Consider the following 18,663-nt stretch of genomic DNA (forward strand, 5'->3'; position numbering starts at 1 on the left):
AAGAAGAGAAACCCCGCGTCGCTACGCTCCGATGGGTGGCAGCCTTGCTCCGGTCCGGGTGGCAGGCTTCACATGGAATGGGTGGCAACCTTCAGCGGTTTACGCAGGGTGCTCAGGCCCTTGGCGTAAAGAGCCAGGACCTGGTCATCCATCTGGGTCAGGCGGGACTGACCTTTACGGACGAACTGAGGCTCGAAGGAGCCGTCCCGGTCACGGGGAGCCTGTATCGGTACTTCGCCGTGTTGGCCCTTCAGGCGCTTGGCAGAATAGCCGTTACGGCTGTTGCCGGTGCCACGGCCTTCAAGAGCGTGCTTCTCGTATCCAAGATGCTCATCCAGTTCGGCGTTGAGTGCGGTCTCGACGGTGAGCTTGACCAGCTGCTGTGTGAGGGCTCCGAGATCTTTTTCAGACTTGATGTCCTCGGCCAGCTCGGCAGCCATAGCTTTGAGTTTTTCTTGGTCCACTTGTGTACCCACGATGGTATCCTTTTGAAAAGATTACTCAGTCGTGGGCAGTTACACAATTTGGTTTACAGGCTCGCGAGGATTCGTGTTAGGCAATCATTGGGCTTACCTTGGTAGACCTTCGGGCTTTTGTAGTGGTCAACTAATCCCGGACAGTATTTTAAGGTTTTCCTCTGCTGCAACGGGAGAAATGCCACCGTTGAACGTATGAGGCCTTTGCCGGTTGTAGTAGTCCATCAGATAGCCACCTACATCTTTTTTTGCCTCGGGCAAGTTCCGATATCCCAGGGCCGGTATCCATTCGGATTTCAGGCTCCGGAACAGCCTTTCCATCGGGGCGTTGTCCCAGCAGTTGCCGCGCCGGCTCATGCTTTGTGTCATTCGATAGCGCCAGAGCCTCTGACGGAACTTACGACTGGCATACTGACTTCCCTGATCCGAGTGGAACATAACTTTCTCTGGCTGACCACGCTGTTCCCAGGCGTGATCCAGAGCTTTTACAACCAGGTCCGCATCCGGACTGGATGACATGGCCCAACCAACAACTCGCCGGGCGTACAGATCCAGTACCACAGCCAGATAACTCCATCGCTGGCCGCTCCAGATGTACGTAATGTCACCACACCAGACCTCGTCGGGCTGCTCTACCGCAAACTCACGATCCAGGTGATTCGGGATATCCGGTCGCTCAACGGTGGCCTGCTTATAGGCGTGAGGGCCTGGCTGCTTACAGACCAGTCCCAGCTCACTCATCAATCGTCGAACCTTAAAGCGCCCGATGACAACGCCGTCGTCATTGAGCATGCCCTTGATTGTTCTGCTGCCGGCAGAGCTTCGGCTCTTAGTGAACAGGCGGTTTACCTGAGCCTTCAGAGCCAGACGCTCAACGTCTATATGGTTCCGCCGTTGGCGGTATTCGTAATAGCTGGAGCGGCTGATATCGAACGCATTGCAGACCATTTCAACAGGCATTTGCTCACTCAATTGGTCTATCAGCGCGTACGATTCAGGTCGTCCGACATCAAGAGAGCGGTAGCCTTTCTTAGTATGGTCTTCTCCATCTCAAGGCGCTTGCAGCGGGCTTCCAGCTCCTGAATCCGTCGCTGCTCCGGGGTCAAAGCTTTCCCCTTTGGGGTAATGCCTTCTCGCTCATCCGTCAGCTGTTGAACCCAGCGCCGCAAAGCACTTTCACCTACGCCCAAGGACGTACAAGCCTGGGCAATGGTGTAACCTTGATCCAGCACCAAGCTGGCTGCTTCCTGTTTGAACTCAGGAGTAAAGGAACGTCGTTTTCTGGTCATCAGACACCTCGCTTATGGTGGCGATCTTACCACCTACATTGGTGTCCGGAATCATTGAACCACTACACCCTTCACTGGCAAGTTTCTCGAATACGGCATCGACACCCTGGCCGAGAGGAATGAACACGCAGTCTTCAGGCAACGATTTGATCTCCGTCACGAGACCGGTCTGGATTTGATCCCAAAGGTAGCTGCTTGAAATCATGGCTCGGCCGCCCGAGAAATTGTTCCCTTGATCAAGAACTGGATTCCGCAATGCGGAGGTGAAGTGCACCAGGTCCTGTCGAGTTTGAAATAGGTCTCCGCAACTCTTCAAACCCAGCCAGCGCTGTAGCCCAATGAAGTCCATCATTTCCGTCAGATTGCGTCTCATTGCTCCGGCAAAACTGGCTGAGTGTTTGGCACGTTCGAGTATCTCGCCAGTCGGCAGACCTGCTTGGAGTCCTTCCTTTGCGGTTTGTAGCGCAATCACTGCTTGTTGAATACCAGGGGTAATCCCGCAAATGACCACCTTGGCTGAACTGTTAACGAACTCAAACGGAGCATAGTAGGTGGCAAAGCGCCCGTTTTCTGACAGCTTCAGCGGGGCTGGCAGGCGGTCTTTATTGATCGCAAGATCGAGAAGTGTGCTTCGAAGGGTATATGTAGGCCTTTCTTACCTTTCTGCGGCGTCTAACGCATCGAGAAATAATCCGGTCCTGGGCCTTCAGGAAACGCCGAATGAACCCGGTCCCCTATTTAGGTCTACCCAGAGTTGGAGAAATCCGGATCCTGAGTTTGGGAACGGTATGCGCAAGGGCTGTTATCCGAGATCTAAAAGTTCGACGAACCGTGCGCGGCGTTTAACCAGATCTAAATAATGATCTTTCATGTCTGGTGGCATGAGGGAGGTCTGAACTGTTTTTGGTGCCTCAGCTTTAATTTTTGCGACAAGATTGAGGATGGTTTCTCGAGCTACTGGCGCATCCAGCCCGGCCGCCTCGGCCAATTGAACGAAGTCCCCGCCGGAATAAAACCCATTTCCCATTTGTTGTAAGTACTCCGGTTCGCCATGGGTCAAAAAACTTAGAGCCATGGTCGACGACAGAGGTGAATTCGAGAACAAGGACGAGGCAAGAACATCGTATACCGGAGCCAATCTGAATGGTTGTTTCACGAAGGCAATGTTTTTCATATGATGATCGTCGTTGCCAATGAGGTAGCTAAAGACCAACCTGCGGAAAAGCTCCAGGCCGGAAGGCAAACCGCCATGTTTAATTGCCAGCTCTAGTACCACCTGATAGCTAGCGGCGGTGTATTTGTTCTCAGATCGCAGGTTAGAAGCCCCAAGTGCCTGCATCGCGTCTTCCTGGTGGATCTTTTTACCATCAGTTGTTCTGTCGAAGCGTCGAATGACGAAGACCTTGTGGCCGTCGCCCAATGAGAGGAGGGAGCACGGTGGCACGTCGAATCCAAGGTTCCTCATCAGCACCATTGAGGCGTGCTCGTTCTCGGCCGCAAAAGGGTACCGTTCCGGCGATGGCTTGAGGATAAAAGTTCCGCCCACGTCAGCCAGGTTAAGCCCGCCATCGTTGATGGTGAGATGGCACTTCATTTGGACGCCCGCGATTGAATAACCCGAAGCAAACGATGGCAGGGACTGTGTGAGCGCTCGTCTGTCCGCGGCCAGCTCGATATTGAGTGTGCTGCTGCCGAACAGCGTTTCCAGGCAGGATGAATGATGCTGAATGTAATGGCCTTCAGGGAGCGGTTGCAGGCAGGTCAAGCAATTCACGATAGTGCGTTCTCAAGCGGTTCGATGGTTACAGCTCCCGAGAGATCACGGCCATTGTTGACCAGCAGTCGCAATTCGTCGGTTTCATCAATCTTTTGTGAGAAAGACTGTAGCCGCCGGAGCCAGCCCTCACTGATCAAACCGCTAAAGAAACCATGGAGCGTGTCAGATACAAATGGCTCGAGTTGAAGGGGAAGGCTCAGGCTCAGTGGCTCCGAGGCGCCGGCAAGAAATTCTGGATCGTACTGAAACGTGAAAAGTCCGCCCCGCCGCGAAAGTTTACCCGCGATACGGTCGTGGAATTTCACGGTAGCATTGATGTTGTTGGGCAAGCGGGTATCTCCATCTCTTCGGAACAACCAAAAATTTCTAATCTACGACTGTCGTGGCCGCTCTTTTGACCAGGCCTACGCCAGCTGCTTTGTCATCGACCTTACGCTTTAGAAGACCGTTCGTCCTGCTCTTGCTCACCGGTGTCCTGGTTTGGCACCACTACAACAACTCTCCCGTCCACGTTTAATACTTGCCCCTCCCCCATCGGAATCAGCCAGGGCTCCTCCCATCGTGTATGGCCGAACACTGTCAGGCCCTCAAAACCAGAACGTAGGGAAAGCTCAAGATCGTGATCTCCCCGTCGGTCCGGGCGACTCGGGTCGGTTGGCCCTTGGTGGAGCAGAAGGATATCGGGCTTTTGATCCGTCACACTTTCCGTCATCTGTAAGAACGACTCAGCGCTTCTTCGTTGACTGCGATGTGGATCGCCAACGATACCGGACACGCCACCAACGGTGAGCCCATAGACATCCTCAACAACATCGCCATCAAGAAGATCGACTGCATTTGAAAGTCGCTGGGGGTCGGTTAATTCATCGTGGTTGCCCAGAACGCCAATCACGCGTGACGCCGCCCTGGTAAACGCCTCAAACACAGCATCCACGGGCCCCGAGCCGCCGCGTTTATGGCAATCCGGGTAGTCATAAAGATCGCCACAAGCGAAGATGGCGGCCGGCCGCGGAGTCTGGCCAGTTTCCACTAGGGCGTTTAACTCATCCGCGACGACCTCACCAAGCAATCGATTGGCACCTCCAATTTCGCGGCCCTGCAGATCCGACACGAACACCAACGATTGAATGCCCGGCGGAATGCCGTTTGCAAAGGCCCGGTGGAAGGACAGCCGGCATCGTTGAGGTTGCCGAGCGCCACTGGTTTGGTAAGGCAGTTCGTGAAAGGGTGTGGTCTCGATGCCCGTAATGACGAGCGAGCCTTCGTGACGCGACTGGCTATTCACTCATCACGCTCTCGGTTCGACGGTTGATCGCGATCCTCCATAAAATCCTCGCTGACGCCTTCACTGTCAAAGAACTCATCCCAGACAGGGTCGGTCGGGTGGTCATACTTCTTCACCGACCCACGGAGCTTTTCCAATGGTGTGAGCTCCTGCTCAAGGGGCTGAGCCAGCTCATCCGCATGAACTGTGTGGGCATTCAGACCTTTTAGCAATTCGCCCTCTGTGAGCCGCTTGACCATTCTTTATCTCCATCCGGAATCATTTTTCGGTCTCTCGCCAACGATGGGCGCGCCAGAAAATGCTCCTTTAACGATAGGCCGCCCGGCAAAAAAAATCTACAAATGATTTTTTGAAAAAGCCAATAAAATCAACAAGTATGCTCAACGCATACAATTGTATTTGAGATTTTTTTGAGGCATCTTGGGTAAAAGTCGGGTGACGCCTTCACAAATGTCTGATGGCAACGGCCCAAAAATCAGCCACACCGTGCGAGTGCCCGAGAGATGAAACCTGAAACCCTTCTCGTGATCGATCTGGAAGCTACCTGTTGGGGCGACCAGCGCACGCCCGATGGCGAGCCACAGAGCATCGAGAACATGGAGATCATTGAGCTCGGATGTGCGCTGGCCACCCGGGAAGGGCAGGTGTTGGATAGCCAGTCGTTTCTGGTGCGCCCCACTCGATACCCGGTTCTCAGTGGATTCTGTGCGGAGCTCACCAGCATCACGCAGGCGATGGTTGTTGAGGCGCCGGATTTCCCACGGGCAATTCAGTTACTGAACGAATGGCTTGGAAGCCCGTCGGAGGATTTCCTGTGGTGCAGCTGGGGGAACTACGATCGCCTGCATCTGTTGGCTCAAAGCCAATTAGACGATGCCAGGCCTTTGCTATTGAACTACCCACACTTGAACCTCAAAAGACTGTGGCGCCGTACCACGGGCCAAAAGAAAAAGACCGGGCTGAGCAGTGCCCTGGCATTCCACGACCTGACCTTTGAGGGCAACCACCATCGCGGGTTAGACGATGCCCGCAATATCGTGAGGCTGTTACCGTTTATGGATTGGTCTTTGGAATCTGAACTGTTAACTCCACCGGAGATCTCCGAATGAAGCTGGTCTGCATATCAGATACCCACAGTCTGCACTGGCGAATCCCCGAGATCCCAGACGGCGATGTGTTCATTCATGCGGGTGACTGTTTGGGGCAAGGCACGCTGGAGAACATCGAAGATTTTAACGACTGGCTGGGAACGCTGCCGCACCGGTATAAAATCGTGATTGCTGGCAACCACGACTGGGCCTTCCAGGAAACCCCGGAACTGGCACGGCAAGCCCTGACCAACGCCATTTATCTGCAAGACAGCGGGGTCGAGATCGAAGGTGTCCGACTCTGGGGTTCTCCCTGGACACCCACGTTCATGGATTGGGCGTTTATGCTGGAGCGGGGCGAACCGCTAAACCAGAAATGGCGGCTCATCCCGGACAATACTGATGTGCTGATCACCCATGGGCCACCCAGAGGCATTGGTGACGAAGCCAATATGGGGTTCAAAAGCCAGAACGTTGGTTGTGCTGACCTCCTTGATCGCATTCAGGAACTTGCACTCAAAGTACACATTTTTGGCCACATCCATGAAGGCTACGGGGAATACCAGCAGGGACAAGCAAAGTTGATCAATGCAAGCACCTGCAACGCACGGTATGAGCCGCGGAACTCGCCGATCGTGATTGATCTTGGAGGTGGCCAACGTTCAATAGGGGACGCAGAATGACAGCCGAAGAACTGATCGCACAGCTACAAAAGCTACCGTCAGAAACGCCAGTGCTCGTTGAGGGCTACGAAACTGGCTTTGATGACATTGTCGAGCTCACCCCCGAACAGGTTGTCCGGTACCGGCGTGCTCAGGAGTGGGATGGCGAATATCAGACGCTGGACCGGTTCTCCAATACAGAAACCAAAAGGCTGCCAGCCGCGGTAATCCATGGTCGCCGAGGCCACCGGAGGTAACGTCATGACAGAGAAGAAGACCTGTCACCTGGATGACCTCATAGCCCAGTGTGATCTAAACGCGCCCATGCCGGAGGCAGTTCGGGAGTGGGATCAGGCAACATCGGTCGGCCTGGAACAAACTGTGATGGGTGACCAGGTGGACATCCGGAATGCGGTTCTGGTGTTTTGCGACAAACTGACCGATCAGTTCGACGCCGTTCAACTGATCCTGTTTGGCAGCCGAGCCCGAGGCGATTATCACGACGAAAGCGACGCGGACGTAGCGGTTATTCTGGTTGGACAGCCCGGTGATTTCGTAGATACCAAGCTGGCGATGGCTGCCCTGGCGTTTGATGTGCTCACTGAAACCGGCGTTCTGATTCAGGCCCTGCCGGTTTGGGAGAGTGAGTGGTGTAATCCAGACAACTACTCCAATCCTGAACTGCTTCATGCCGTCGCACGGGATGGCATTATTCTCTGGCAGAGATGACACCTGCCGACAATTCCTGGCTTCTCTTAAGGCACGTCCACGAAAAATGAGCTCTTGTAAAATGGGACACGAGCGTCCGAGAAGATCGATCGCAGTATTCCCCATTCGGGCCTTAATAGGCACAACGCCGCTTAAGTTTGTATGGGACCCAACCACTCCTCAGGAGCTGTAGGTGTTTCGCAAATAACGACCTAGCAATTCCACCATCTGCTCGCCACTGATCACGTTGGCTCTGCGCAGAGCAACAATCAGATCCTCAACATCGTCAGTGACAACTTCGTCGCCTGTGAGGCGAGTGGCAACCGTGGCAATGTCGTCATCAGGTAGTCGCTGATAAGTCACGCCATTCTGCCGGGCTAAATGCCGGATGTAGTTTTCGATGTTGCCAGTCTTCTCTGCGGGATCATCCATCGGAGGGAGGCCTTCAATCCTGATCTTCGCCCAAATTTAGCAGTTTTATCCATAGCAGATTGGGAATGACACCGTTCAACATTGCTGCATTCGATGTTCGACATCCCATAAAAATGTGCGGAAAAACCCCAAAGTTTCCAAAACGACACAAGAACGCCTGCGTATGGCCGTCCACTCCTCAGTGGGCTCACTGCGTGTGTTAAAAGTCTATACACAGACGAAAATTCAAAGTGTTCCCAAGTTTACCAATGTTGAGGATCATGCATGCAGGAACTTCATTCGTTAGGAAGCATCATAACGTCCATCCGACTAAAAAACAGCGCCTTTAGTCCACTTTCAGATCATGTGTACCGTATTAATCGGAAGCGCACCAAAAATCCTGCGCTCGATAATTTCCTCGGAGGGGTGCGTGCGTTATTTGAGGATTATGCCGAAACGTTCATGTTGGAGAACGAACTGACATTTACATCCCAAGACTGCTTAATAGAAGCTTGGGATCCGGCAGACCCATTTTTTATCCTTCTCCTCGTAAACTCGGCATCAGGGCACGTCGGCGATTATACGATAGAGCAGCTGCGTCAGGTACTGTTAGAGTTTACCTCGTCAATTCTGGAGTTCGGAGCGGATATTTTCTCACCGCCCTCGAGCAATCTTACCGCCCAGCAACGCAAGTTTGTGGGGGCGGCAGCCACAGAGTACCGTCGACAACATAAAAATCAGACAATCACCGCACCGTTTGAGTGTTCGTTTCCCAATTCAGGTCTCCAATCACTTCCCATTCAGGGCAAAATCAAACCGGCCCTATCGGAGGTCATAGACTCGAGTGACGAGGTTTTTCTGGCACTATCCGATGGGATCAAAGCGGACGATTTATCCATCTTTCTTCGGAAGCTCAACGATATGGGGCAACCTCAGACGGACCGCACAGACACATACACCGCTGAACAGGAAAACCAGCTGCGCATCGCTGCTGAAGCTTTTCTCGCGCCCATCAAGGCTATTGAGGTAACCGTGTGCAAGAGACAAGACCTCAGAGGCGTTGTCAGACGCTACGTGAAGGATATCCGGCCAGTTACCGAGGGGGAGGTTCAGACAAAAATCGCTAGCAGTCAGTTGGCGCTGTAGAGCGCCACTGACTGTCGCCCTGGGCGGTACTGATGGTGCCGGGGTCTATTTGGATCAGTACACCGACAGCGAGAAATGCCAGAGCGAGCTCAAACGAATTGCGCACAATTCCAGTCTTAGATCGCGAGAGTATCAGGCCGCCATAGTCGGTCACGCGAGCATTCGTGCGTCGATCATTCATATACACTGGAAAGCCATCCAGGTTGAATCTGATTGAGGAGTCCGGAAGCACATCGAAACCAGCAGCCCGCATTTCGGTCATGATCTCCGCGTGTCCATTTTTTGCAACAACCTTAAATTGACTACTCGGTACTTGAAACAAATCCGTAACGTGTTTTGCCAATGCGAAATGTGAAGCCTGGTACATGAGCAGCTGGCGATTTGGGCTCACCATGTAGCGAAGTTCATCCAGGTAATCGGCCGAGACACCGCTCCAACCAAGGACCTTTTCTTCACTTAAAGACTCAGCGTGATGGATCAATCTACTCCAGGCTTGATCCGAAAGGGTCTCCAGCAGAGCATTAGGACAATCCTCACCCTTCAGTTTTACGTTTTTGTCAGTGGGTGAGCTGAACCTCATGCGATTGTTTGCTAGGTTGATGAGGGACTTCAACTGCGCCTGAACGTTAGGATGAATCTTCATGAGCTCTGCGGCCCGCTCGTAGCGTTGCCCCAACCCCACAAGCCGAAGTGTTCTCAAGAGGGCACCTAACGTAGGGGCCGGGTAATCCAGTGCAGCTACCATTTCCGGAGAGGCCGTTGCCGGTCTCGTTGGCAGTTCGGAAATTTGAACAACGCCGGCTAACTTGCGGGCTCGCTGGTGGACTACCGGAGTCAACCGATCGATCCAATCCGTCACCAGGTGACAGTAATTTTTGAGCCCTGTACTCGGAAAGCGATGCCCCATCAAGCGGCCTGCAGCCATTGCACTTCGACGTGAGACACCATCCGCTTCACCCAGTATCAAACGTTTCAAGGCAGGATGATCGAGGACGTCAGTTAGCTTATTCGACAGAGGGCTATCGAGGCCGAACAGCGCTGGAACAATCCGGTTGTAAAAACTGTGGCGACAGTGATGAAGAACCAGTGTGGGATTGCCCGTGACACTGCGAAGAATACGAATCAACGCCTCGGATATCCGCGGCGCAAGACTGGTGAGCACCGGAACCCCTTTGTCCGAGGTCTCACAGAGAATGGGCCGATTGGTTTCTGGCCAGGCAATCGTTTGATAGCGGGCCAGAACACCATCAATGAGATCTTGCTCGATCTCAGACAGCGTGAAAAGCAAAGGCACAGCACGACGACTTGGTTTGCTTTTCAATTTCCGGTACTGGTTATTTTGAACCAGGACCCAGTGGAACCGCTCATCTTCGCACCAATCTCTGCGCAATAGATTGATTGCCTCCTTGGCTCGCAAGCCAAAACGGTAGGTCAGGAGAAGAACAAATCCCAGCATCCTCTTATCATCGACCTCCAGACTACCGTCTTCCTGAATGACCTGTTGCGCAGCCTGGTACTCAGTTTCAGTAATTAGCCCAGGGCTCACCGACCGATAATCACTGGTGATATCCAGCTCATCCCACTCAGGCGAGGCCACGCCGTACCGTGAGGCCCAATTAAAAAAATCCTTGAGTCTTTTCCCGAACGCTCCGGTGTACCGGGATGTTAGAGTTTTGTACTCCAGCATTTCGGCGCACAGTTCCGTGATCTCATCGCTGTCGAGGCCCACCAAATCAACGTCATACAGCAAGCCCCTAACCGCCGGGGACAACAAGCTCCAATACGTCGTCAGCGTGTTCCTGGCGAAAGGATCAAATCTCTTTCGCCATTTCGCTTTTCCACGCCGAGCATGATCGGCAATCCATAGTCCACTGAGAATAATGCTCGGGCTGATCAAGCCGCGATAGTTCTCGCAAATCGTTTGAATACTATTATCGCACTCAAGGGCTTTGGACTGTCGCGGCTCATAATCATTCAATGCCGCCGTGACGAGTTGCGTGAAGGTTTTTGCGTTTTCCTGGAGTCGCGTCTTATCGGTTTCCTGATCTCGTAGGCGCGCAGGAAGTCTTGACGGAAGTTCGGCAGCCTGAGCCTCGTCACTTGGCAAATCAATAACGCGGTCATGAAGGATGCGGGCGAAATCCCATAGAGAAACACTGGTGGGTGGCGCGCGGTCACTCAACGCTGCCGCAACGATGCCAGGCATATCAGCTAGGTTGGATTGATTGATGACATTGCACAGCCAGTCAATCAGTTCCAACATTGATGGATCAGGATGACCTGAATGGTTGTCATGATAGATCGCCAACAGGCCCTTGAATTCGATGATATCTCTAGGAGCCGGCAGAGTGACATCATTCTTCTTACCCCGCCCGTGGGCCAGCAAGCTGGCAACCTTAAAACTGACCTCAAGCCTCTGAACCGGCAAAACGAAATCATCCGCCGTAAGCGTTTCGCTATACTCAAAGAAATACTGACGCCTGTGTTGTATCAGACGAAAATTATCGCCCTTGATCACATCGAGCAATAACTGCTGGTAGCCGAGTCGCTTTTCCACTGACAACAGCACGGTTCCCACGCAAAGGGCTCGGGATTTCGATAGCGCCGCCTTAAACGAGGATTTGTTGGTTAACTCAGCCCAGTGTTGCAAATGGCCATACACCGTCAGAGACGCTGCAATGTCTGGGTTTATCAACGATCGCTCATCGCTGACCTTGATGAGCCGTTTTTTCAGTATTTTCTGTCTTGCTGCGCCAGAGGCCAGCGCCCCATCCCGTACTTTCTGGTCGCCACCTTCGGGCTCAGTTTCAGTTATAGAATCGGTCTCTTGCTCGGGTTTTGTCATGAGCTTGGTAAAGACCCGAAAACGAACGCTGGCCTGCGGATGCGGCAAGTGGTTTTCTCTCAACAGCATCCGGGTACTCAGCCGGACCAGTTCGTTATCACTGATTTCGTTGAGTGATCGCCCATTCAGGATCAGCTCAATATCTGCCCGCGCTTGTTGAATCGCGGCTTTGAGTTTTTTCTTTCGCTCACGGGCTCTGGCTCTCTGCCCAAACATTTCGGGCTCTCTATAGCTTCCTGGTGGGGTTTCGGCTAGAAACAGCAGGGGCGGCTCCTGGACTGATGCTGGAAGCGCAAAGGGCAGTGAACGAACCACCTGTTCAATCACTTCGCGATAGTGCTTTGCGTCTTCTGCCCAACAGCGGGCGGAAAAATCACCATAACTTGCCGCCCCGCGTTCCGCATGCCCCATCCACCCTTCGATGACTTCCGGGTCAACCCCTTCTTTCAATAGCCGCTGGGCATACCTATGGCGAAACAAGTTATTGGGCAGACCCCAGTCGAACAGCGAACAACCCAGGTCAGCTGCATCAGCCATGGAGTGCCAGCGAAGATGATCATCAAGAAGAAAAAACAACGGTATGCTTGGCGTGGCCGGGCGCCCCTGGACCATGTCGGCTATTTGCTCCGCCAACTCTGGACGGTGGGTACCGATAGCCTGACTCAAGTGGTTCAGATGACCAAGATAGAGTGCCAGCAGCTCCATCGCAGCCTGCGGTAATGGCACCAAACGACCGTTATGGAGCCCTTCATCATTCTTGTCGTTGATGTAGACGCAATGGCACGCGAACGAGAAGTGACGAATCGATTCAAATGGATCCCTCAGCGGGCGGGCGCCGCTTGCAGCATAAAGTGCCGTTACAACGTATTGGGCCAGCGTATTGTGATAAAAAACAAGCCCACGCCCACTTGCTTGCTCGAGCTTTTCCGTGGCTTTCTGAATTTCCTCGGACAGAACCGACTCAAGCGGGGCCAGAAGACTTCCCATCACATGAATGGAGTCTTGCTCGTTGGGCCCTTGCGTTACTTCTAGCTGTAAGCCTTTTTCGATCGCTTTAACGTCCCAAGTGGCATAGCTACAAGCTCCCGGAAGTGCGCTTCTCGGGTGTGACGCTAACAACCGTGAAAAGCTGAAGTCTCCGCTTCGACCGAATAACTGCTGACCTTTGCATTGCGCCAACTTTGCGCTGGTGACCCGAGGAAAGTGCTTCTCAGCCTGGCCATTGAACCAGGTTTCCAGCTTGATCTCCGACAGCCTATTCCAAACCGCCCCTAGGGTTAGCTCCGTACTAGACTCGTTAGCATCAACCACCCACTCCAGGGACTGCTTAATCCTTTCTGGAACGATGATGGTTAGATCGTCACGGAATGGCTCGACGAGATTCCGACTAACCTCATCAGGACGCCACGCACTGTGGCGTCTCGGCGATCGCCGCTTCAGAAACATGAAGTCTGGGCTCAGACTCCATTCATCGGCCATCTCGGTTCCAATTGGTATTCGCTCAACCAGCTGAAGTGACCGAGATAACTGCATGGCTGCCCAAACCAGAACACCGCCAAACCGGTCTCTCCTGTCCATCGTTTGCAATGTGCGCTCAACCCAGGACTCGACCAACTGAACCTCAGGAGGCAAAAGGCGATCCCAGGTCCACGGCAGATAATGGGCCAGCTCCATCGTCTGCATGAACACACTTCCGGAGCTGAGAGTTTGCTGGGCCGCACTATCCGTTGGATCAACTTCGGTGACGTACGAAAAGGTTTCGCCCTCATCGTCATCAGAAACCGAGGGGATAACACTGTACGCCGAGTCTCCAGACTCGAACGGCAACTCATCAATCGGGGAGGATTTGGATTTTAAATGGAGGGGAATCGCAGTGGTTTTTGCTGAAGTTCGCGATTCGATTTGGCGACACGAGCCACTTGCGATGGAGAGTATCGCATTGAGAAATTCGTTATGGCTTTTCGGGCGAGACTTTACTTCCCTCATCACACCTGCCGCATTCTCCATTGCAGAGGTGAAGTTCTCAAAGGAATGTGGAGCGGAGCCGATCAGCTTCTTTGTTCTACCCAGCAACTCGTCAATCAATGCCCAACGACTGTCGAGCGAGTCGGCTTGTAAGAACCTGGCCGCACTGCTAACAGAGGTATCTGCAACACAACCAAAATCAATGAGCCGAATAGCTGCATGAACAATGAGCCAGATCCGCAAGCGCCGTCGATTACAAAAGACTTCCTCATCCGTGTTAACGGCCAGCGGGTTAACAATCAAGCTCAACAAAAAAGTTCGGCTTGCGAGATCTTTGAACTGTCGCTTGTTCCTCTTAGCACCCCCGCCGTGCCCAATGCTGGGGTAGAGTTTGGGTAACCTTGAATCAGAGGCAAACCCGTCAGCGAATTTCTTCAGCTCGTGGACAACTGGGTTGAATGACCAGTCTGAGAGGATGGACTCGGATTCAGGATGCCGTAACTCCTGCACCAGGTTTTCAAAGCCAACCGTGAACTCGTCTAAGCCTAGGATGTGGAAACTCAGCTCGACCGGAAACTCCAGTCCTTGATCTACCGCCCAATGACACAGGTCACCAAAGCGCTCTCCGAGCCTTAAGGTCATATTGTCCGCAACAGCCACCGAAGATCTGTGCCAATCCTGCGCCACTTCTTTTGTCATTGATTGCTCTTAATGCCATGGCGAAATTATGAGCAATCATCACTTATCATGTGATTTAATGCAATCTTAGGTATTTTAGCGACTATTTATAAGTCGCTATCGCTGTCCTTCTCATAACCGTTGGTTCGAATCCAGCCCCCGCTACCAATAAAAAAGGCAGATCAGTACTAACTGATCTGCCTTTTTGCTTTTTGTATCCAAAAAATACGATTTACCGATCTGAAGGTCGCCGATGGGTGTGCCCGCCTGGTGGACGGCCCCTTAGTCAACAAACAGGAGCTTTTACATGTCCAGCCGGCTGCCCGCTTTCCTCCGCCCGTTACTGCAAATGGGCTTGATCCCCCAAATTACCATCGGCATTTTTGCCGGCATACTGTTGGCCATTGTTGCGCCAGAGGCGGCGCGGTCAGTATCGCTGCTTGGGCAATTATTCATTTCGGCTCTGACAGCCGTGGCGCCGATTCTGGTATTTGTACTGGTGGCGTCGGCTATTGCTGCCCATCAGAAGGGGCAACCTACCCACATTCGCGGGGTGTTGTTGCTGTATGTGGTTGGCACCCTGCTGGCCGCTGTGGTGGCCGTTGTTGCCAGCTTTGTGTTCCCCTCTGAGCTTACTCTGGATGTGCCGGAAGTGGCCGGCAATCCGCCGGGCAGCATTGTTGAGATTCTGCAGAACCTGGTTTTGAGTGTGGTTACCAATCCGGTCACGGCACTGATGGATGCGAACTTCATTGCCATTCTGGCCTGGGCTATCGGCCTTGGGTTGATGTTGCGACAGTCCGGCGATGCTACCCGGTCGGTTCTGAACGATTTGTCTGACGCTGTTTCCGGTATCGTGAAGCTGGTCATCCGGCTGGCACCTTTGGGCATTTTTGGCCTTGTCGCCAATACCCTGGCGGAGTCTGGTGTGGCGGCCCTGCTCGAGTATGGTCATTTGCTGGCCGTGATTGTGGGCTGCATGCTGTTTGTGGCGCTGGTGACCAATCCATTGATCGTCTTTGCTTACACACGAAGGAACCCGTACCCCCTGGTGTTTACCTGCCTGCGGGGGAGCGCGATTACCGCCTTTTTTACCCGCAGTTCGGCCGCCAATATTCCGGTCAATCTCAACCTGTGTGAGCGCCTGAAACTCGACCCGGACACCTACGCGATTTCTATCCCGCTGGGGGCAACCATCAATATGGCCGGAGCAGCCATTACCATCTCGGTGATTACCCTGGCCACAGCCCATACGCTCGGCATTCCGGTTGACTTGCCAACGGCGCTGCTGCTTTGCGTGGTATCCGCGGTTGCAGCCTGCGGCGTGTCCGGAGTGGCAGGTGGTTCCTTGTTGCTGATTCCTCTGGCTACCAGTCTGTTCGGCATCTCCGCCGAGGTTGCCATGCAGGCGGTGGCCATCGGGTTTGTAATCAGCGTGGTGCAGGATTCCACCGAAACGGCGCTGAATTCCTCCACCGATGTCCTGTTTACCGCAGCCGCCTGCCATGCGGCGGAGGATCGGGTGTGATGTTGGATCCTACTGGCCGCAATCTGATTTTCATCGGCATGCCCGGCAGTGGCAAAAGCACCATTGGTGTGCTGGTGGCCAAGCGCCTTGGCATGGGGTTCATCGACACCGACCTGCTGATTCAGGAGCAGGCCGGCCGTACCCTGCAGGAGATTGTTGATCAGGACGGCTATGTGGCCTTGCGTCAGATCGAGGAGCAGGTGCTGCTGGCGCTGGACGTTCACAATCAGGTGATCAGTACCGGCGGCAGTGCAGTGTACAGTGATGCTGCAATGCAGCATTTGAAGCGCAACGGTACTGTGGTGTTCCTGGACATTTCACTGGAGACGGTGATTCACCGTATTGGCGATTACAGCCTTCGGGGGATTTCACGGCGGCCGGACCAGTCTCTGGCCGAGTTGTTCGAGGAGCGTTTCGCGCTTTACACCCGCTATGCAGACCTGACCATAAAAGGGGAGGGCTTCAATCAGGACCAGTTGTGTGAGGCTATTATCCGCAAGCTCTGAAGGTATTTGTCCGGGGGGACAGATTACGGCAGGTTTGCCCGCCAGTGTTTCACTCGTACCTGGTCCTTGATGGCGTCAATGACTTCCAGAATCAGGTTGATCAACGCCTCTTGTTCCTGGTCTGCTCCTTTCTCTTCTCCCGGCTCCGGCAGCATCACGTTCACAATATCTTCGATAAAAGCGTGATTGCTGGAAGACGCCAGATCTTCCAGGATCTGGTGGATCACGTTTGCAACAATATCGCCAACGGCATTTTCCAGCGTGTCCTGTATGGTTGGGCCAACCACCGGCAGGTATTTCAGTCTCGACAGTTCAAGATTCTGCTTCAGGGCGTTGTCTACACGGTCTTCCAGATAGACTCGCAGGGCACCTCTATTGGGAATATAGCCGTGCTGCGCAGCCAGGGCGACGCGTTCCGATAACCAATCCGACAACATGGACCGTCTCGGGAACAGAATGTCAGCCTGGATACGTTCGAACAGGGGCGAACCACGCTTTACCTCATCCTGAACGCCGCTCAGAACCTTCAGAACAATCCGGTCTGATAACTCTTCCATGAAGGCTTCGTAGTAGAACGACACAAACTGGTACAAGCGAGTGCTGGTGAAGTCGATGATCTTGTATTGGTGCAGGCGGTAGATGATCGAAATGATCCGCAGCGCCCGCAGGAAGCGGAAGCCGCCAACGGGGATGCAGCCCACCAGATCGTACCAGTGTATGAACGGGTAGAAATACCAGCGGTCGTAGACCTTGGCTTTGACGGAGTAGCCCCAGCGGACAAAAAACTCGGTCAGGAAGATGGAGACGAAGATCAGATCATAGAAAATAAAGCGTTCATGGATCGGCTGGTAGATCGCATTGACGGCGGGGAGGTTTTCTTCCAGCAGGTTCTGAACCGCAACGAAACTGTATATCGAATCCCAGATGATAAAGGCCAGGTTGATGATCAGTAGGCCCAGCATCAGGAAATCGATAAGGAACCAGATCAACTGATGGCTGGACCGAAGGTTTTCGCGGTTAATCCTGAGCATCCGGGCTACCTGTCATTGGTCAGGGGCATAATATAAGTCCCTGACAGGTTAGCTTATTTCAGCTCGGAGGACGACTTTCCGAGTAATCGTCGGGCGATGATCAGAAGCTGGATCTGCTGGGTGCCTTCGAAAATGTCGAGTATTTTGGAGTCCCGGGCCCATTTTTCGAGCAGTTCCGTTTCCTGGTACCCCAGTGATGCACACAGCTCTACGCAGCGGAGCGTGATCTGGTTACCCACCCGGCCGGCCTTGGCTTTGGCCATGGACGCTTCTTTGGAGTTGGGTTGGCCGTTGTCGGCCATCCAGGCGGCTCTGAGCGTCAGTAGTCTGGCGGCCTCCAGTTCCGCTTCCAGCAAATGCAGTTCCCGGACAGCGGCGGTGGTTGTCCAGCTTTGTTGCTGGTAGGCCAGGTCCAATCCTGCTGTCTTCAGAATTTCCTGAGTGCGCTCCAGGGCGGCCCGAGCCACTCCGATGGCCATTCCAGCGACCACCGGTCGGGTGTTGTCAAAGGTTTGCATGGCGCCGGCAAAGCCTTTGTCCACGCTGATCTCGGGATCACCCAGCAGGTTTTCTTTGGGAACCCGGCAATTGTGAAAACGGATAGCGGCTGTGTCTGAGGCGCGGATTCCCAGTTTCTTCTCCAGTCGCTCCACGGTCATTCCTGGTGTCCCTTTCTCCACCACGAACGACTTGATCGCGGCCCGGCCCTGGGATTTGTCGAGTGTGGCCCAGACCACAACGGCATTGGCCCTTTCACCGGCGGTCACATAGATCTTCTCACCGTTGATAATATAGTGGTCGCCGTCTTTGGTGGCCGTCGTCCGAATGGCGGCGGAATCCGAACCGACACCGGGTTCGGTGATCGCCATGGCTGCCCAGGTCTTGCCAAACCGTTGAAGCTGTTGCTCGTTGGCAACGGCGGCAATGGCGGAGTTACCCAAACCCTGGCGAGGGATGGACAGAGCCAGGCCAACGTCGCCCCAGCAGAGTTCCGTGAGACCCAGAACGGTTTTCATGTTGGTGCCATTCTGGTTGCCGGTGCCGGTGTCTCCGGCGGACCGGGCCAGGCGGCCAGCCCCAGCACCACCATCGGCCGCGCCATCGTTCATGCCGTCCATGATGGAGGCGAACATATCCAGTTCCTTGGGATAGGCGTGCTCGGCGCGGTCATAATGTCGGGAAATCGGTCGGAAAACTTCCCGGGCCACCTGTTGGGCCTGATGAACAATCGGTGCAAACTTTCCAGGAATGTCGAGATTCATAGCGAA

General features: G+C 53.8%; 17 protein-coding genes and 1 pseudogene. 6 read left to right on the forward strand and 12 right to left on the reverse strand.

The window, feature by feature from the left end:
- Positions 1 to 107 precede the first annotated feature (107 nt).
- From J122_RS08045 to J122_RS08080, 7 genes and pseudogenes are all read right to left on the reverse strand, one after another.
- A pseudogene (locus J122_RS08045) lies at positions 108 to 464 on the reverse strand (transposase); the annotation flags it as partial.
- Positions 465 to 602: 138 nt separating this feature from the next.
- Positions 603 to 1,765, reverse strand: a protein-coding gene (locus J122_RS08050; RefSeq protein ID WP_156471739.1) for an IS3 family transposase whose coding sequence is annotated in 2 segments (ribosomal slippage) — positions 603 to 1,510 and positions 1,510 to 1,765 — 1,164 coding nt in all. Because the reading frame shifts where the segments join, the coding sequence is not laid out codon by codon here.
- The gene (locus J122_RS08060) at positions 1,734 to 2,237 is read right to left on the reverse strand and encodes a hypothetical protein (protein ID WP_061331783.1); all 504 of its coding nucleotides are present in this window, start codon (positions 2,235 to 2,237) and stop codon (positions 1,734 to 1,736) included. The genes J122_RS08050 and J122_RS08060 overlap by 32 nt, the downstream gene beginning before the upstream one ends.
- A 330-nt stretch (positions 2,238 to 2,567) precedes the next feature.
- Positions 2,568 to 3,530, reverse strand: coding sequence for a type II toxin-antitoxin system HipA family toxin (locus tag J122_RS08065; RefSeq protein WP_156471740.1), 963 nt, complete (start codon positions 3,528 to 3,530; stop codon positions 2,568 to 2,570).
- Positions 3,531 to 3,535: 5 nt separating this feature from the next.
- A complete protein-coding gene (locus J122_RS08070) occupies positions 3,536 to 3,871 on the reverse strand; it encodes a HipA N-terminal domain-containing protein (RefSeq protein WP_058092321.1) in 336 nt (111 codons plus the stop codon).
- A 101-nt stretch (positions 3,872 to 3,972) separates the two neighbouring features.
- Entirely contained in the window at positions 3,973 to 4,827 is an 855-nt protein-coding gene (locus J122_RS08075; RefSeq protein WP_061331784.1) for a metallophosphoesterase family protein, read from the reverse strand.
- On the reverse strand, positions 4,824 to 5,066 hold the full coding sequence (locus J122_RS08080; protein ID WP_061331785.1) for a hypothetical protein: 243 nt from the start codon (positions 5,064 to 5,066) through the stop codon (positions 4,824 to 4,826). Before J122_RS08080 ends, J122_RS08075 begins: the two co-directional genes overlap by 4 nt.
- Before the next feature lie 264 nt (positions 5,067 to 5,330).
- Between J122_RS08080 and J122_RS08085 the strand changes: the two genes are divergently transcribed.
- Both J122_RS08085 and J122_RS08090 read left to right on the forward strand, forming a co-directional pair.
- On the forward strand, positions 5,331 to 5,936 hold the full coding sequence (locus tag J122_RS08085) for a 3'-5' exonuclease (RefSeq protein ID WP_061331786.1): 606 nt from the start codon (positions 5,331 to 5,333) through the stop codon (positions 5,934 to 5,936).
- Entirely contained in the window at positions 5,933 to 6,598 is a 666-nt protein-coding gene (locus J122_RS08090) for a metallophosphatase domain-containing protein (RefSeq protein ID WP_061331787.1), read from the forward strand. The genes J122_RS08085 and J122_RS08090 overlap by 4 nt, the downstream gene beginning before the upstream one ends.
- Positions 6,599 to 6,636: 38 nt before the next feature.
- Here the strand turns inward: J122_RS08090 and J122_RS22475 are convergent, their stop codons facing one another.
- On the reverse strand, positions 6,637 to 6,840 hold the full coding sequence (locus J122_RS22475; protein ID WP_061331788.1) for a hypothetical protein: 204 nt from the start codon (positions 6,838 to 6,840) through the stop codon (positions 6,637 to 6,639).
- Here J122_RS22475 and J122_RS08100 point away from each other — a divergent pair.
- Positions 6,839 to 7,306 carry a nucleotidyltransferase domain-containing protein gene (locus tag J122_RS08100; protein ID WP_082780535.1) on the forward strand — a complete coding sequence of 156 codons (468 nt, stop codon included), beginning with the start codon at positions 6,839 to 6,841 and terminating at the stop codon, positions 7,304 to 7,306. The genes J122_RS22475 and J122_RS08100 overlap by 2 nt on opposite strands.
- 159 nt (positions 7,307 to 7,465) lie before the next feature.
- On the opposite strand, the gene J122_RS08105 is transcribed toward J122_RS08100, so the two are convergent.
- Complete coding sequence (locus J122_RS08105; protein WP_058091376.1) at positions 7,466 to 7,717, reverse strand: hypothetical protein; 252 nt, start codon at positions 7,715 to 7,717, stop codon at positions 7,466 to 7,468.
- A gap of 264 nt (positions 7,718 to 7,981) precedes the next feature.
- Between J122_RS08105 and J122_RS08110 the strand changes: the two genes are divergently transcribed.
- Complete coding sequence (locus J122_RS08110; protein ID WP_061331789.1) at positions 7,982 to 8,842, forward strand: hypothetical protein; 861 nt, start codon at positions 7,982 to 7,984, stop codon at positions 8,840 to 8,842.
- Here J122_RS08110 and J122_RS08115 read toward each other — a convergent pair.
- Positions 8,820 to 14,351 (reverse strand): site-specific integrase, encoded by a 5,532-nt coding sequence (locus tag J122_RS08115; RefSeq protein ID WP_061331790.1) that lies wholly within the window; start codon positions 14,349 to 14,351, stop codon positions 8,820 to 8,822. The genes J122_RS08110 and J122_RS08115 overlap by 23 nt on opposite strands.
- A 286-nt stretch (positions 14,352 to 14,637) precedes the next feature.
- Here J122_RS08115 and sstT point away from each other — a divergent pair, with 286 nt between their 5' ends.
- Together sstT and J122_RS08125 are read left to right on the forward strand one after the other, a co-directional pair.
- Positions 14,638 to 15,858 (forward strand): serine/threonine transporter SstT, encoded by a 1,221-nt coding sequence (sstT, locus tag J122_RS08120; RefSeq protein ID WP_061331791.1) that lies wholly within the window; start codon positions 14,638 to 14,640, stop codon positions 15,856 to 15,858.
- Positions 15,858 to 16,364, forward strand: coding sequence for a shikimate kinase (locus J122_RS08125; protein ID WP_061331792.1), 507 nt, complete (start codon positions 15,858 to 15,860; stop codon positions 16,362 to 16,364). Before sstT ends, J122_RS08125 begins: the two co-directional genes overlap by 1 nt.
- Positions 16,365 to 16,387: 23 nt before the next feature.
- Here J122_RS08125 and J122_RS08130 read toward each other — a convergent pair whose 3' ends face one another.
- Together J122_RS08130 and J122_RS08135 are read right to left on the reverse strand one after the other, a co-directional pair.
- Entirely contained in the window at positions 16,388 to 17,395 is a 1,008-nt protein-coding gene (locus J122_RS08130; protein ID WP_061331793.1) for a hypothetical protein, read from the reverse strand.
- 53 nt (positions 17,396 to 17,448) lie between these two features.
- On the reverse strand, positions 17,449 to 18,657 hold the full coding sequence (locus J122_RS08135) for an acyl-CoA dehydrogenase family protein (protein ID WP_061331794.1): 1,209 nt from the start codon (positions 18,655 to 18,657) through the stop codon (positions 17,449 to 17,451).
- Positions 18,658 to 18,663: the final 6 nt, after the last annotated feature.

Origin of the sequence: Marinobacter excellens LAMA 842, from assembly GCF_001574445.1 — a bacterium.
In the GTDB taxonomy this organism is placed as follows: domain Bacteria; phylum Pseudomonadota; class Gammaproteobacteria; order Pseudomonadales; family Oleiphilaceae; genus Marinobacter; species Marinobacter shengliensis.

Excerpts from the sequence above, each read along its gene's own strand:
- J122_RS08125 (WP_061331792.1), top strand. The coding sequence starts at position 15,858 with ATGTTGGATCCTACTGGCCGCAATCTGATTTTCATCGGCATGCCCGGC.
- J122_RS08135 (WP_061331794.1), bottom strand. The coding sequence starts at position 18,657 with ATGAATCTCGACATTCCTGGAAAGTTTGCACCGATTGTTCATCAGGCC.
- J122_RS08080 (WP_061331785.1), bottom strand. The coding sequence starts at position 5,066 with ATGGTCAAGCGGCTCACAGAGGGCGAATTGCTAAAAGGTCTGAATGCC.
- J122_RS08110 (WP_061331789.1), top strand. The coding sequence starts at position 7,982 with ATGCAGGAACTTCATTCGTTAGGAAGCATCATAACGTCCATCCGACTA.
- J122_RS22475 (WP_061331788.1), bottom strand. The coding sequence starts at position 6,840 with ATGACGTTACCTCCGGTGGCCTCGGCGACCATGGATTACCGCGGCTGG.
- J122_RS08115 (WP_061331790.1), bottom strand. The coding sequence starts at position 14,351 with ATGACAAAAGAAGTGGCGCAGGATTGGCACAGATCTTCGGTGGCTGTT.
- sstT (WP_061331791.1), top strand. The coding sequence starts at position 14,638 with ATGTCCAGCCGGCTGCCCGCTTTCCTCCGCCCGTTACTGCAAATGGGC.
- J122_RS08105 (WP_058091376.1), bottom strand. The coding sequence starts at position 7,717 with ATGGATGATCCCGCAGAGAAGACTGGCAACATCGAAAACTACATCCGG.
- J122_RS08090 (WP_061331787.1), top strand. The coding sequence starts at position 5,933 with ATGAAGCTGGTCTGCATATCAGATACCCACAGTCTGCACTGGCGAATC.
- J122_RS08085 (WP_061331786.1), top strand. The coding sequence starts at position 5,331 with ATGAAACCTGAAACCCTTCTCGTGATCGATCTGGAAGCTACCTGTTGG.
- J122_RS08100 (WP_082780535.1), top strand. The coding sequence starts at position 6,839 with ATGACAGAGAAGAAGACCTGTCACCTGGATGACCTCATAGCCCAGTGT.
- J122_RS08130 (WP_061331793.1), bottom strand. The coding sequence starts at position 17,395 with ATGCTCAGGATTAACCGCGAAAACCTTCGGTCCAGCCATCAGTTGATC.